The sequence below is a fragment of the Fontivita pretiosa genome, assembly GCF_050410795.1.
Classification (GTDB): Bacteria; Planctomycetota; Phycisphaerae; order Tepidisphaerales; family Tepidisphaeraceae; genus Fontivita; species Fontivita pretiosa.
On sequence record NZ_CP191258.1, the window covers coordinates 2,244,470 to 2,260,909 of the forward strand.

Here is a 16,440-nt window from a genome sequence, read left to right on the forward strand (position 1 = left end):
GGATTGAAACCTGGAGAGCCTATCACCCCAGCGTCCGATTCCTGGGGTCGCTCCCCGCGCGGGAGCGTGGATTGAAACCTCCTTGCCGGCCAAGCCGGCTGATGTTGAGCCGAGCACGTCGCTCCCCGCGCGGGAGCGTGGATTGAAACACTACCGTAATCCAATCTCCAAAGCCGCCCGTGATGTCGCTCCCCGCGCGGGAGCGTGGATTGAAACACGTCGTCGCGCTGGCGATCGACGCTCTGCTCCTTGTCGCTCCCCGCGCGGGAGCGTGGATTGAAACCGCCTAGCGCTCGCGATGGGCCGCAGCGTGCGGGAGGTCGCTCCCCGCGCGGGAGCGTGGATTGAAACGATCTCGAATTCGGTCTGAGTCCCAGGCTGGTCCACGTCGCTCCCCGCGCGGGAGCGTGGATTGAAACAAAATTGGCCGCACTCCAGACCGTCGTTCCGCGGCGTCGCTCCCCGCGCGGGAGCGTGGATTGAAACTGCTGTATGGCGGCACCCGCGGCGTGGTGAAGGCGGTCGCTCCCCGCGCGGGAGCGTGGATTGAAACCGCCTAGCGCTCGCGATGGGCCGCAGCGTGCGGGAGCGTCGCTCCCCGCGCGGGAGCGTGGATTGAAACGATCGCGGACCGACGACATCGCGCGCGGTCGTGGATGTCGCTCCCCGCGCGGGAGCGTGGATTGAAACTCATCAATCCCAAAACGTCAACTGCCTGAACGGCGTCGCTCCCCGCGCGGGAGCGTGGATTGAAACCTGCTCGCGCTGCCGCTCGGCTGCCCGCTCCTCGGGTCGCTCCCCGCGCGGGAGCGTGGATTGAAACTGTTGGGGTCGTGCTGCCGGAGGATCGGCTTGCGCGTCGCTCCCCGCGCGGGAGCGTGGATTGAAACCTGTATCCGTGCTATCTGGATGCGGTTGATGCTGCGGGTCGCTCCCCGCGCGGGAGCGTGGATTGAAACACACTGGCGATCAACCGACGCTGGACGAAACCCGGTCGCTCCCCGCGCGGGAGCGTGGATTGAAACTCTTGGATCGTCGATTTGCCGACCTGCGTGCCCGCGTCGCTCCCCGCGCGGGAGCGTGGATTGAAACACGCTGCCGAGCTGATGAATAGTCCATGAACCGTGTCGCTCCCCGCGCGGGAGCGTGGATTGAAACCGTGGCGGGCGTCTAGCTGTCCAGTGGCGCAATACGTCGCTCCCCGCGCGGGAGCGTGGATTGAAACTCGACGATCTCGGATACGTTCCCGAAATCGTCTGCGGGTCGCTCCCCGCGCGGGAGCGTGGATTGAAACCCGAACCCTGGCGCGCACGACGACCAGGTTGACGCGCGTCGCTCCCCGCGCGGGAGCGTGGATTGAAACAGCGGTGGACGCTGATTTCGTCCAAGTTCCCGAAGTCGCTCCCCGCGCGGGAGCGTGGATTGAAACTTCTTCTTCGGCGCAGCGGGCGGCGGCGGGCCCGCGGAGTCGCTCCCCGCGCGGGAGCGTGGATTGAAACAATCCATCGCGGGGCGGCCTGCGATGCGTCTACGGGTCGCTCCCCGCGCGGGAGCGTGGATTGAAACTGTGAGGCGCAGATCCGCGACCGCTTCCACGAGGTCGCTCCCCGCGCGGGAGCGTGGATTGAAACCGGGCTGGCTCGGCCAAGCGAGAGGCCCAGCAGCGTCGCTCCCCGCGCGGGAGCGTGGATTGAAACAGGAATTGGCAACCCGTCGCACCGCGTGCATGGCCAGGTCGCTCCCCGCGCGGGAGCGTGGATTGAAACGGTTGACCACCACGCGGATTTCCCCGGCATTGGCGGGTCGCTCCCCGCGCGGGAGCGTGGATTGAAACCGGGATCAAGCCGCACCGCCCATTGAAGCTGCGGCGTCGCTCCCCGCGCGGGAGCGTGGATTGAAACGCTGGACATCGCCGCCTATGCGGCGTGGCGGAAAGTCGCTCCCCGCGCGGGAGCGTGGATTGAAACTTTTCCGCTGGCAGAACGCTGTGATGCGCTGAACGCGTCGCTCCCCGCGCGGGAGCGTGGATTGAAACATCCGGTCTCATGTGATGTCCTCCTTGCGGGAATAGTCGCTCCCCGCGCGGGAGCGTGGATTGAAACATTGGGGAAACTCATCGTTCCGCCGGAGACCTTGGCGGGTCGCTCCCCGCGCGGGAGCGTGGATTGAAACTCACTTCCGACGTCATTCGCCACGGCGCGGGCGAGGTCGCTCCCCGCGCGGGAGCGTGGATTGAAACTGGCTCACCAGCCCCCAGGCGTTGCGTTTGCGCAGGTCGCTCCCCGCGCGGGAGCGTGGATTGAAACCGCGTTGGACCTGCTGCGTAGCGTGCAGGCTCGCGGTCGCTCCCCGCGCGGGAGCGTGGATTGAAACTCGTAGATCGCCCCCGGCGCCGTGCGCTCGCCGGGTCGCTCCCCGCGCGGGAGCGTGGATTGAAACTGCTTCCTCCGCCGGCGATCGACGATCATCCACAGTCGCTCCCCGCGCGGGAGCGTGGATTGAAACAGCCCAAACCTCTGCCGCAGGTAGGCGAGTACCTGTCGCTCCCCGCGCGGGAGCGTGGATTGAAACTGCTTCATCAGGCTGAATGCCAAGCGACCGAAGAGTCGCTCCCCGCGCGGGAGCGTGGATTGAAACGGTGCGCCCGCTGCTGCGGCGAATCAGGACCTCGAGTCGCTCCCCGCGCGGGAGCGTGGATTGAAACTGCTCGGCCTCGCGCTGCTGGGCCTCTCGCTTGGGTGTCGCTCCCCGCGCGGGAGCGTGGATTGAAACGGATCCGAGGCCAATCTCATGCGGCATCGACCAAGTCGCTCCCCGCGCGGGAGCGTGGATTGAAACCGCTACCGGGCGTATTGGTGGCGGACGATCCGTCGTCGGGTCGCTCCCCGCGCGGGAGCGTGGATTGAAACCGGGCTACATCCAGGCGAAAATCGATAGGAACCTGGTCGCTCCCCGCGCGGGAGCGTGGATTGAAACACCGTAAAAACGTCTACTACTTCCCAGCCAACGTCTGGGTCGCTCCCCGCGCGGGAGCGTGGATTGAAACACGATGGAACGGACGACAGGCTCACCGGCGACGCTGCGGTCGCTCCCCGCGCGGGAGCGTGGATTGAAACATCGTAATCATCGTCGATACCGGAATCAAAACGAGCGGTCGCTCCCCGCGCGGGAGCGTGGATTGAAACCGCGGCGTCCGTGCCGGCATCGACGCGGGCATGGAGTCGCTCCCCGCGCGGGAGCGTGGATTGAAACTGAAGTACCGAATACAGTCGATCGCCGACGGCCCGGTCGCTCCCCGCGCGGGAGCGTGGATTGAAACCGACAGACAGGTTTGTGGTCGGGACGCTGCGAGCCAGTCGCTCCCCGCGCGGGAGCGTGGATTGAAACCACGATCACCTCGCCGCCCCATTCGGGGACCGGCACGTCGCTCCCCGCGCGGGAGCGTGGATTGAAACATCAGACCAGTGAACCTGATAGGTCTTTTCCATGGTCGCTCCCCGCGCGGGAGCGTGGATTGAAACGGTGGCATGGACCAGCTCCGGGGCGGGGGCCATGCGAGTCGCTCCCCGCGCGGGAGCGTGGATTGAAACGTCCTGCACCGCGTCGTCCACAGATAGCCGCACGCGGGTCGCTCCCCGCGCGGGAGCGTGGATTGAAACGACCTACAAACCGGCGCTGTTCGGGTTCACGCCGGGTCGCTCCCCGCGCGGGAGCGTGGATTGAAACTCCATCGGTTTGGTGTCCGCCGTTACGACCCCGAGTCGCTCCCCGCGCGGGAGCGTGGATTGAAACGTGCCGGCGCGAATGACCGACAACCCGTACCTGGAGTCGCTCCCCGCGCGGGAGCGTGGATTGAAACTCGGAGCTCCAGACCCGGAAATGGAAATGATCGAAAAGGTCGCTCCCCGCGCGGGAGCGTGGATTGAAACATGCGATTCCTCGAATGTCAGTCAAGTCTCGCCTGGTCGCTCCCCGCGCGGGAGCGTGGATTGAAACTCGCGCACCAGCTACAGCAGCGCCCGGGCAGCGCGGTCGCTCCCCGCGCGGGAGCGTGGATTGAAACTGTCGTCATCTCACGTGCCCGCCGATTGTCACCGCGTCGCTCCCCGCGCGGGAGCGTGGATTGAAACAGCGGTTTCACGGGCTGGATCGCAACACGGCGTGGAGTCGCTCCCCGCGGGAGCGTGGATTGAAACGTGCAGCGCACCAGGTGCGCCGTCAGCCTTGCGCGGTCGCTCCCCGCGCGGGAGCGTGGATTGAAACAGCAGGTTGATCTGGCCATCCGCGCGCTGACCGGAGTCGCTCCCCGCGCGGGAGCGTGGATTGAAACCAGTAGACTGCCTTGTTGCCCAGTAGATTTTCAATCCCCTGTCGCTCCCCGCGCGGGAGCGTGGATTGAAACTGGCTGTGCCTGCGGCACGGCCAACCCGAAATCACGCTGTCGCTCCCCGCGCGGGAGCGTGGATTGAAACCGATGCACGCGAAGACGCCGCTGTGGGTAGCGACGTCGCTCCCCGCGCGGGAGCGTGGATTGAAACAACGATCGCGTGGCCGAGGTGGGCGAAGAGAGCGGTCGCTCCCCGCGCGGGAGCGTGGATTGAAACACCTGCTGCGACTGCTGGCACAGCTTGAGGGGGCGTGGGAGTCGCTCCCCGCGCGGGAGCGTGGATTGAAACGTGCAGCGCACCAGGTGCGCCGTCAGCCTTGCGCGGTCGCTCCCCGCGCGGGAGCGTGGATTGAAACTCGCGCACCAGCTACAGCAGCGCCCGGGCAGCGCGGTCGCTCCCCGCGCGGGAGCGTGGATTGAAACAGCGGTTTCACGGGCTGGATCGCAACACGGCGTGGAGTCGCTCCCCGCGCGGGAGCGTGGATTGAAACGTGCAGCGCACCAGGTGCGCCGTCAGCCTTGCGCGGTCGCTCCCCGCGCGGGAGCGTGGATTGAAACAGCAGGTTGATCTGGCCATCCGCGCGCTGACCGGAGTCGCTCCCCGCGGGAGCGTGGATTGAAACCAGTAGACTGCCTTGTTGCCCAGTAGATTTTCAATCCCCTGTCGCTCCCCGCGCGGGAGCGTGGATTGAAACTCGCGACTGCGGAGGGCGGCGGGCGTGGATGTGCGTCGCTCCCCGCGCGGGAGCGTGGATTGAAACAATCAGCAGGGACGCGCATTATCGATTTCGACTGGTCGCTCCCCGCGCGGGAGCGTGGATTGAAACTGGCTATGCCTGCGGCACGGCCAACCCGAAATCACGCTGTCGCTCCCCGCGCGGGAGCGTGGATTGAAACCGATGCACGCGAAGACGCCGCTGTGGGTAGCGACGTCGCTCCCGCGCGGGAGCGTGGATTGAAACAACGATCGCGTGGCCGAGGTGGGCGAAGAGAGCGGTCGCTCCCCGCGCGGGAGCGTGGATTGAAACACCTGCTGCGACTGCTGGCACAGCTTGAGGGGGGCGTGGGAGTCGCTCCCGCGCGGGAGCGTGGATTGAAACGTTGCCGAGGCCGACAGCGCCACCGTGCCCGCCGGTCGCTCCCCGCGCGGGAGCGTGGATTGAAACAGGATGATGCCGCGGCGCAACGGCTGCTGCACGCGGGTCGCTCCCCGCGCGGGAGCGTGGATTGAAACGGGTGATGCACCGCGGCAAGCAGCGCAGCGCGGTGTCGCTCCCCGCGCGGGAGCGTGGATTGAAACCCGCTCCAGCAGCGGCGGCGGCGGAACGATCCACCGGGGGGTCGCTCCCCGCGCGGGAGCGTGGATTGAAACATGGGCAAATGGGTCTGCTGTTTTGCCTGCTACGCGTCGCTCCCCGCGCGGGAGCGTGGATTGAAACATCACAGCCCAGCAGGCCGGCGATCTCGGTGGTCTTGTCGCTCCCCGCGCGGGAGCGTGGATTGAAACTGCCATGTCGCTGCTCCCTTCAGTCTCGATTCGGGTCGCTCCCCGCGCGGGAGCGTGGATTGAAACCCTCCGCGGTGGAACAAAAACCTCGCTCCATGTCGGGTCGCTCCCCGCGCGGGAGCGTGGATTGAAACGTGTACCCAATCAAGGACGAGAAGGGCAACGTCAAATGTCGCTCCCCGCGCGGGAGCCAGGGCAAACGCATATGACTACCCAGCAATAAGCTTGAGTATGAACTGGTGATCCCAGCCAGCGATTTTCCGACGGCCGCGGATGCTGGCTCGTTTGGTGAAACGCGTGCCTTTGTCTTTCAGCAGGTTCAGGGCGATTCGCCGCAGGCGGCTGACGTTTTCCGGGGCGTGGTTTTTGCGGATGCGGCTGTCATCCTCATGGAAGCTCACGTCCAGCACATGGTGCAGTCCATTTTCCACGCCCCAGTGCCCGCGGATGGCGTCGCCGACCTGGGCTGCGGAAGGTTTGGCAATACTGCTGATGTAGTAGCGTCGCTCCACGCCTGCCCCTGCCAGCGGCACGTCGCGAACGGCCTGGACGACAGCCACGGACTTCAGTCCCGGCCAATCGCCCGCGACTTTGAGCCACCCGTCGATCCGGTCGGCTCCTCACCCACACCCGCCGGGTCTCGATCCGCCCGTGATCCGCATCGGTCGATTCGTCGCAGTCGTGTTCGACTCCTTTGAACTTCTCCAGGATCATCTCGTCCAGGTTTCGCACCAACGCATCGTGAAGCGCAGGCTGGTTTTCCTTTACGCACAGCAGGTAATCCCCGCCGCGGTCCAGAATCGTCTGGCAGACTTCCTTTTGGCAGCCCAAGGCGTCGAGGGTCACGATCGCGCCGTTCAGGTCCAGCATCCCCAGCAGTTGCAGGATGCCGCTCAGTTCCCGGCCCTTGCCTTCGGTCTTGAGCTGGCTGAAGACCTGACCGTTGTCCTGCACAAACAGGCTGAGCAGATGGGCCATGCCGCTCTTGTCCCAGGCGTGCTCGAAGGATCGGCGGATGGATTTGCCGTCAATCGCCACCAGCTTGCCGGCCGAAAGTTTCACGACCGAACTCATCCAGGTCATGAAGCACCGCTCAAAGGCCGTGGGGTCCAGACGGGAAAAGACCCGCCGGAAGGTGTCGGCCGAGGGCACGCCATGCCTCAGGTCCAGAAAGGTCCTGAACCACGACTGCTTGGCCCGGGCGAAATCCTCAAAGTCCTCCCAGCCGTCGGCATCGCAGATGACGGCACAGATGGCGATGACCAGGATGTCGATCAGGCGGTGACGCACGTTCTTTGCCCGCGGGTCGGGCAGATCCAGAAAAAAGCGCAAAGGACCAGTGGTCGCAGAGCCGTCCATGGCAAAGCTCCTGGAAAGGGACGATGGAATCAACCTTCGCGAGGCCTCGCGACCAGGACGGCATCAATAGCAGACTAAAGGCCTGGCGCAACACCAGCAGACGCTAACTTACAATAGCGTCATATGCGCTTCCCCTGGAGGTGAGCAGTGTACCATGAGTTCAACGGGTGCAAGGATAAAATCTTCGAGCTACACTCGAGGATTTTTCTTGACAGATCGCGCCGGCGAATCTGTAATGCGAAAGTCTGATCTGGTTGTGCGGGCCCGGGGGCCAAGGGCCGTACAGCAGCGGATCCCACGTCGTGCGTCGTACCGCTGCCGACCTCTGAGCCTGATTGTGTGCTGACATCTCAACGCGGTTGCACATCATGCAACCGCAACGTTTCCGTCGTTGCCGGGCGAAGTCTCGGAGTGCCCCGTCGGCGCGCACGAGGCACTAGGTGGCCCAGGGGTGTTGCGCGCATGTGACGGGACAAAACAGGAGCGTGCCATGAACGCGAAAGTGCCCAAGCTGAGCATCTGCACGTTGGTGCCGCTGGTCACGTGCCTGCTCTGCGTGCGCGGCGGCGCACAGACCAGCGAGCAGTCCCTACCGGAAGGCTGGCAGAATTACACGTTGGCGGAACTGGTGACGTTGGCGCAGAGGCCGCTCAGTAGCGACGCGGCCAACGAGCTTTTGCGGTTCGTGTTTCCCAGGTATTTGGCGGGCAACCCCCAGTTCCCCGACGCCGACCGCGCCCAGCGTAACGCCCTGGCCAAGGCGCTGGGGCCGAGGATGAGCCAGGAGCAGTGGCAGCAGTTGCTGCTCCGCATCGCCGCGGAGACGCCCCCGCCCACCGACTTCAGCGATGTGCTGAACCTGTGGATCGGGGACCTGGCAGACCTGGCCAAGCAGTTCGCAGGCATGCCCGACTCGCCGACGATGCTCTCGCTGCGGAGGGCATTGGCGGCGTACGCCTGGCAGAACCTGCTTCGCCCGGACGTGCCGCTGGCGGAGGCCGATCGCGAGAACTGGCTGAAGCTCCTAGCGGCGGTGGAAACGCAGCTGAGCCTAGAACAGCGCCAGCAGACGATCCCGCGTCTGGCCGCCGAGGCCGCGCCAAGCGAGGCGAACCGGATGTTGGCCGGCGGCACCGAGCCGCTGCGCAGCGAGGGTCTGCAGGCTCCCCCGCTCACGCCGGTGCTCAACGCTGAGCAGAGGAATCAGGTAGCGGGGATACTGGAGGCTCGCTTCCTGGGTCCTGACCGCGCGGCACTGCTGGGGCTGGAGTTCGACCAGATGCTGCATCTGTGGGTGGCGCTGGGCCGTTGCGGCCGGGACATGTCCCAGCTCAGCGAGATGACGGCCCAGTGCATCGTCGGCGGCACCCGCTGGCGCAGCTGGTCGCGCAAGGGTCTGGCCACGGCGCTGGTCTACCTGCAGTGGAGCGACTCGGCGGCGGCGGCCGAGGCGCGGCGGCTGGTGGTCGATGCCTGCGCACAGCAGCGGATCTACCGCTTCGACGCCGACCCGATCTACGCCGGCCGCTCGGGCATGTGCGTGGACCAGCAGCTGCGCGAGTACCTGGAGCAGAACCTGGTGGACGGCGAAGGCGGCGTGCGCGAGTCGGTGGCAGCGCTTTTGAGTTGGCGCTACTCCACCTCTTCGGCGGAGGCGGTGGCTTGGGAGCGGCGGCTGGACGAGAAGCTGGCCGACCCGACGCTGGTGGGGGACCGCAAGGCGATGTGGTTGTTGGCGCGCGCGTACGCCCAGGCGGTGGGCGGGCACTGGGACCCGATGAGCGGCGAGCCGTGGGTGCAGCGGGCGCTGGCGGCAGCGGAGTCGGAGCTGCCGCGGTTGACGGCGGTGGGGATGCTCGTCCGCGCCTACGTGCAGGAGACGGATTTTGACAGGGCGCAAGCACTGCTGGCGGGGATCGCGCAGCAAATGTCGCCCGAGGGCCAGCAGCAGTTGACGGCGGAGCTAGGTGCGGTGATCGCTTTCGAGCGGGAGCGGGCGCAGCGCTACCGGGAGGAGCACCGTCAGGCCGTGGAGGCGGCGTGGCACGCGGAGCTGCATCGCCGGCTGGACGCCGCCCGGGTCCGTAATGACGCCGAGGCGATCTCCCGCTACGAGCAGTTGCTCAGCTCGCCCTGAGCGGGACGTGAGGTCGCCGCCGTGCCGCTGTGCGCCGCGCGGCGGCGCCAGCGGCGAAAAGACGTGCTCCTTGAATGCGGAGCATCGCGGCCAGGGCGAAACCACCTCGAGCATGAGCTGGCCGTGTAGCGGCGAAGCGACGTTCAAGTCGGACAAGTAAGCAAGAGCGAACGGAGGATCCCATGTCGGCGGCAACTTCAGTCTTGGCTGGGCGGGGTCGTACGACTCCGCGTGGGAGGGGCGAGGGGCACCGCTGGAGTGGCGCGTATCTTTTCCGCGTGGCCGTGGTGCTGCTGACGTGTGCGGGCACGGTGATGGCCGGACTTCCGCCCTCACCATCGCCGCCGCCACCCGGTCCGGCGCCGTGTCCCGGCCCCGGTGGATCTGGCGGCCCCGGTGGATCTGGCGGCCCCGGTGGATCTGACGGCCCCGGTGGATCTGGCGGCCCCGGTGGATCTGGCGGCCCCGGTGGATCTGGCGGCCCCGGTGGGGCTGGCGGCCCCGGTGGACCGGGTGCGCATCCTCTTCCGACACGACCGGCGCCCCAGCCCAATCCACCGGCCTCGTGCGGTGTTCCCGATCTCAGTCTTCCGTTGTTGGGGGGCGCCGTCACCAAGGGTCCGGTCCTAGGCCGCTGGCCGCCGGCACCTTCAGGTCCATGCAACCAGCCTCCGGGGCGACCGGATCAGCCGCCCACGATCCACGGACCCGGCGGGCCGTTCGGCCCCAACGGCGGACAATGCTGCCCGGGGGAGGACTGTCCCAAGTGCGAGGGCGGCGGCAATGCCAGCGCCGCCTCGGCGAAGCATCCGATCGTGCTGGGTCGCGGCGCGGTCAACGAACAGGTCACCGACGTGAGCCTGCCGGGCGTGACGCTGCCCTGGTCGCACTGGCGGTCCTACAGCAGCCGCGCCGGCGAGAGCGTGAACATCGACGACTTCGCCTGGGTCGCCGGCTACAAGTGGCACGGGGCCACCGAGTTCATGATGGCCGGCTCGGACGCAGCGCCGCAACTCTACGTCAGCGCCCACGCGAAATACACGTTCGGCGGCGGCCCGGATTACACGCCTCCTCCGGAGCTGCGGGCCACGCTGACCCACGACACTACGAACAAGCTGTACGTGCTGACGATGACCGACTCGGGGGTCATTTACAAGTTCAATGACTTCACGGTCTGGGAGGGCCAGCGGGGGCTGCTCAGGAAGATCACCGACCGCTACGACGTCGACACCGGCGTGCAATCGCTGAGCTACTCGCACGACAACGGCTCGCGGATCAGGCAGGTCACGACCTCGCAGGGCTGGTCGGTGGTCTACACCTACGGCGACACCGGCACCAATGCCGGGCGGGTGCAGAAGATCGATGTGAAGAACGCCTCCTCGCAGGTGATCAAGCGGGTGAGGTACACCTACTACGCCGCGGGCCAGGGGTACTCCACCGACGTCGGCAGCGACGGCGACCTGCTGATGGTCGAATCGATGGCGGCGGCCGACGGCGACACGCTGAGCACCGATCCGAACGACAGCGCGCTGTCGATCAAGCGCGTGACGCAGTACCGCTACTACCGCGACGGCGACGCGGACGGCAAGAACCACCTGCTGAAGATGGTCATCGAGCCGGCGCAGGTCGCGGCGATCGACGCCGCCGACAGCGGGATCACCGCTCCCGCGGACATCCTCACCAAGGCCGACAACTACGCCGTCAACGGCGGCACCACCGTTGCCCAGCATGCCAGCCGCTCGTTCACCTACTACACGAGTGATCTCAACACGGACGGGAACATCACCACGCCCTGGGGCACGGAGAATCTGAGCAGCAAGTACGGCGGCTCAGACGCGGACGAGGCCGACGACGCCAGCAAGATCTACCTGGTCAAGAGCGAGACGGTCTCGGGCAAGTGCGGGAGCTGCGGCGGTGGCGGCGCCAGCGGCGGCGGGGTCAAGCACAGCTACTTCTACATGGACCTGAACTCCGGCAGCTCGCCGGACACGGTGCGGCGGATCGTCGTCCAGGACACGCAGGACGCGGACAACGCGGCGGCGTACCGCACGATCTACGGGCTGAACTCCGACGGCGTGGAGCTGCGTCAGGCGGTGATCGAGGACCCCACGCAGGCGACGTTGCGCTGTTGGTGCCGCTCGACGCTGCGCGGCACCTCCGGCGTCACGAAAAACCAGCCGATCGAGGAGCGGATGCCCTCGGCCCACGCGGCGGTGGATAGCAACTCGGAGCTGGCCCAGTTCCTCAACCCCACCAGCGGGAGCAACGACAGCGCCACGCTGAGCAGCACGGACGGGCTGATCTACGTCTACGGCTACACGAACGGGTACAACACGGACATCCGGATCAAGAAGGGCAGCGGTGGCACGGAGTACTACATCGCCGCCAAGGACTACGGCAACGGCGGCGACAACCAGCCGGCGTGGCTGCCGGTCAAGGTGTACTCTTACGCGACCCAGACGACGAATAGGAACGCCGGGCAACAGTTCACCTACACCTACACGTTCCACGACGCTGCGGACACGAAGATCGAGACGATCATGTGTACCTATCCGGAGATCAGCACCGCGCAGAACGGGGCAGGTCCAGGCAACGCGATCACCCAGAGTTGGTACTTCGACGTCCGCGGGCGGCTGCGCTGGGTCAAGGACGGCGAGGGGCGGGTGCACTACATCGCCCAGAACCGCAAGACCGGCGGCATCGGCTACACGATGGTGCACGTCAACACCGACTCGCTTCCCGGCGACATCACGAGCGCGGGCAACAGTTGGGTGGAGTGGTCTGGCAGCGTCCCCACCGGGTTCACCAACACCGACCCCGCTGCCGTACAGCTGGCGACCAAAGTCGAATACGACGACCAGGGACGGGTGACGAAGGTGACCGACGCGGGCGGGACGGTGACCTGGACGCGCTACGAGGAGGGGCGGACGCTCGTCTACCGGGCCTGGAACGGCACCAGCGGCACGCCGCTGCTGCCAATCGAGGTCGTGGAGTTCGACGACGACGGACAGGTGACGCAGAGCTACACCGTGGACCCAGCCCGCGCCGCCTCCAGTGGAAGCGCGCCGGACAAGGTGCCGAGCGGCCTGAGCGCCGGCACCACCCAGACCCATTACCTGAGCCTGACTCGCTACGGCTACACGAGCAAGCAGCAACTGCAGAGCGTGGACCGCTATCACCTGATCCCCTCCAGCGGAACCGGCACGCTCAGCACCAACTATCACCGGACCTTCTACCGCTACGACGCGATGGGTCGGACCAGCCGCGCGATCCAGGTCGTCAGCGGCACCGACGACAGCGGGCTAACCGGTTGCGTCGAGCAGGTGACCAAGCTCGTGTACGACTTCGCCGGGCGCGTGACCGAGGTGCACCGCGGCGTCAGCGGCACCGGCCACGTGATGAAGACGACGACGATCTACGACACCGACCCGACGCTGAAGAAGGTCTCAGCCACGTTCTACGACGAGTTGAGCCCCGGCAGCGGCACCTCGGGCGTGGGCGACGGGAACGTGACCAGCACGATCAGCTACTATGACGCGGACAACAGCTCCAATTACGTGCTGACCAAGTACCACTACAACTGGCGGAACGTGCTGCGCGGCATCGAGCCGGAGGCCGCGCCGTTCACGGTCATCGACGCCGACTTCATGGGGCGCACCGTCGCGACGGCGATGTTCGTCACCGCGCCGACCTGGTCGGCGGTCGAGGACAACGAAACGTACGCGCAAAACGCCAGCGATGCCAACCGACGCAGCCTGGCCACGACCGCCTACGATCCGCTGGGACGGGTCTACCAGACGGCGGTGTACGCGGTCAGCTCCAGCGGCGTACCCGGAAACAGGCTGGTGACCGATCGCTACTACGACCGCAACTCCAACCTTGTGGCGACCGCCACCAAAGGCTCGGCGGCGATGGAGTACGCCTACGACGGGGCGGGGAGGCAATACCAGTCGCGCGTGGTGACCGAGCTGGAGGCGACCAAGTACTCCAGCGGTGCGTTCAACTACCGCGACCCGCAGCCCAAGACCTCGCTGGGAAGCATGAGCGGCGGGGACGACAAGGTCCTGGAGCTGAGCCACCTCGTGCTCGATGGGGCGGGCAACGCCGAGCAGAGCGTCCGCCTGGAGATGAATCACGACGACACGGGCGGCACCACCGTGGGGCTCAACGTCGCCGCCACGCCCAGGGACTACGTGCAGACGGTCGTGTATAATTGGTACGATGACGCCGACCGCCTGACCGACACAGCCAACTACGGCACGGGCACGAGCGGTTGGAGCTACGCGGCGGCGCCTTCCCGGCCCGGCAGCGCCCCGGGCCACAACGACGACACGGTGCTCGTGACCAGCTACGCCTACAGCAACGGGCTTCTGCAAACGGTGACCGACCCCAAGGGACTGGTGACCAAGTTCGTCTACGACGCGCTGGGCCGCCGCAGGTACGTGATCGAGAACTACAACAACTTCGACGACAGCAGCGAGGCCAACACCGGCGACGCGACGGACAAGAGCAAGGACCGGGTCACCAAATACGTCTACGACGGCCTGTACAACGTCACGGTGCAGACGGCGCTGGACGAGGATGCCGATGGCGACCTCACCGACAGCCAGACGACCAGCTACGCCTACGACGACAGCTACGACGCGTCGCTGGTCACGGCGGTGACCTACCCCGACAGCGTGAGCTCCACCTGGGACCGGGTGGACTTCACCTGGTGGCTGGACGGGCGAGTCAAGACGCGGACGAACCAGAAGAAGCAGCTGTTTCCCGATGCGCGGACGGTCATCACCTACAGCTACGACGACACCTGGCGTCGCCCGACGATCGAGGGCGTGACGACGGTGGGCACGGGGGTGGACTTTGCCGTCCGCTCGATCAAGCGGACCTACGACAGCCTGGGACGCGTGCAGAACGTCACCAGCTACTCCGGCAGCGACGGGACCGGAACGGTGAAGAGCGACGTGCAGTACGCCTACGACAACCTGCAGGCGCTGAGCATGGAGTACCAGGAGCACAGCGGCGCGGTCAACACGGGCACCAGCCCCAAGGTGCAGTACGGCTACGACACGTCCGCCACGGATGGCGTGTTCACCAAGGGCTACCGTCCCGTCTCGCTGACGTATCCCTCGCCCGCGGCGACGCCGCGCGTGGTGCACACGCTGTACACGGACCCTGGAGATAGCAGCGGCATCGGGGACGCGATCTCCCGCATCACCGCCATCGCCAGCGCCTCCACCCGCGGGACCAGCGACGCCAACGTCTTGGCCGGGTATTATTACAACGGCAGCGGGCGGGTGGTGATCAAGGACCTGGCCGAGGCGGACGTGAAGCTGGACTACTTCCAGGACACGGCGGGCACCTACGCGGGCTTCGACCGCTTCGGGCGGATCATCGACCACCGCTGGCGGGACTACGGCACGCCCCAAGAGGTGGACCGCTTCAAGCACGGCTACGACCGCAACTCCAACCGCCTTTATCGCGACCACGCGAACACCAGCACCCGCGACGGGCTGTACAGCTACGACGGCCTGAACCGCCTGACTGACTACGACCGCGGGGACCTCAACGGCACGCTGGACGGCATCGCCAGCCTCAGCTTCGCCCAGGAGTGGAGCCTCAAGGCGCTGGGGAACTGGACCAGTTTCAGGGAGGACGCCAACGGCAACGGCATGTTCAGCGATGCGGTGGACCTGACCCAGACCCGCAGCCACAACAAGGCCAACGAGATCACCGGCATCACGGAGACCTCGGGCCAAGTCGCCTGGGCCGATCCGGCCTACGACGCGATGGGCAACGTGACCAGCTACCCCAAGCCCAGTTCCATGTCCAGCAGCTACACCTGCAAGTACGACGCGTGGAACCGGCTCACTGAAGTCAAGGACGGAGCCAACCTCGTCGGAGCCTACAGCTACGACGGGCTGGGCCGGAGGATCACCAAGAAGACCTACGACAGCGGCGGGAGCCTGACCGAGACGCGGCAGTTCTTCTACTCCAACCGCTGGCAGATCATCGAGGAGCGGGTGGATGGGCGGAGCAATCCGCAGGAGCGGCAATACGTGTGGGGCATGCAGTACGTGGACGAGCTGATCTTGCGCGACAGGGATGCCAACGGAGGCTCCAGCGGGGACGGGACGCTGGAGCAGCGGCACTACGGTTTGCAGGATCCCAACTACAGCGTGACGTGCATCGTGGACAGCAGCGGAGATGCGGCGGAGCGGTACGTCTACACGCCCTACGGCAGCAGGGAGATCCGCAGCTCCGACTTCTCCAGCTGCCTCTCGTCCAGCGCCGTCGGCTGGGACATCGGCCACCAGGGCCTCATGCACGACACGAACACGAGCCTGGTGTACAACCGCCACCGGATGCTGCATCCGGGGCTGGGGCGGTTCATGCAGAGGGATCACATTGGGTACAAAGATGGAACGAACCTTTACCAGGCCGAGCGCACAAATCCCGTGAAGTTCCTTGATCCCGGGGGCGAAGCAGTGCAATTATGCTGCGCCGATGTGGACGTGGGCTATTACGGCAACCTCGCACTGGGGCTCTTGGGCCAAAAGCACTGCTGGATTAAGACAGCCACGAAGGAAGCAGGCATGGGCCCTGCGAACGGAGTTCCAATGGGTAAGTCACCCTGTTGCGGAACGCAGACGGAAATAACTAATCACACAGGTGAGTCAGTGAGGCGCGGTGCAAAATGCACCAATGTGCCTGGAGCTGATGAGAACTGCGTGAACAATAAGCTCCAAATTGGGAAGAAAACCGGTGAATGGGCCATTAATAACCAATGCAATTCCATTGCCGGAGATATTCTCCGCGAGTGTGGCGGATTCAACGTGTGCGTCCGCTGGATTACGCTACCCAGCTTCGATCCGGAATTTCCCTATCAAGAACGGGAGAGCTGCGCGGAATGGCTACTTCCCATCAGCGTCTTGAACTACCCATGACCAGCTGGATACGCCTAGTCACGTTCGCGGTCTTGCTGTTGGGCCTCGTAGCGGCTGCCCTCTGGTGTGCAGAACGCGCTCTATTCAATTGGTGGGCGGGAGGTGG

The 16,440-nt window shown here is 65.9% G+C and carries 3 protein-coding genes, 1 pseudogene and 2 CRISPR repeat arrays (1 of these 6 running past the window's edge); of the genes and pseudogenes, 2 read left to right on the top strand and 2 right to left on the bottom strand.

From position 1 onward, the window contains the following. Window positions 1-5,285: direct repeats of the CRISPR family, unit length 32 nt; unit sequence GTCGCTCCCCGCGCGGGAGCGTGGATTGAAAC (it extends 2,429 nt beyond the left edge of the window). 236 nt (window positions 5,286-5,521) lie between these two features. Beyond that, window positions 5,522-6,028: direct repeats of the CRISPR family, unit length 32 nt; unit sequence GTCGCTCCCCGCGCGGGAGCGTGGATTGAAAC. Window positions 6,029-6,103: 75 nt separating this feature from the next. After that, entirely contained in the window at window positions 6,104-6,454 is a 351-nt protein-coding gene (locus ACQS5P_RS09175) for an ISAs1 family transposase (protein ID WP_428940593.1), read from the bottom strand. A gap of 58 nt (window positions 6,455-6,512) precedes the next feature. Beyond that, a pseudogene (locus ACQS5P_RS09180) lies at window positions 6,513-7,253 on the bottom strand (ISAs1 family transposase); the annotation flags it as partial. Between the two features lie 490 nt (window positions 7,254-7,743). On the opposite strand from ACQS5P_RS09180, the gene ACQS5P_RS09185 reads away from it, so the two are divergent. Together ACQS5P_RS09185 and ACQS5P_RS09190 are read left to right on the top strand one after the other, a co-directional pair. After that, window positions 7,744-9,390, top strand: a complete 1,647-nt coding sequence (locus ACQS5P_RS09185; protein WP_428940594.1) for a hypothetical protein — start codon at window positions 7,744-7,746, stop codon at window positions 9,388-9,390. Between the two features lie 815 nt (window positions 9,391-10,205). Beyond that, window positions 10,206-16,334 carry an RHS repeat-associated core domain-containing protein gene (locus ACQS5P_RS09190; protein ID WP_428940595.1) on the top strand — a complete coding sequence of 2,043 codons (6,129 nt, stop codon included), beginning with the start codon at window positions 10,206-10,208 and terminating at the stop codon, window positions 16,332-16,334. The last annotated feature ends 106 nt before the right edge of the window (window positions 16,335-16,440 follow it).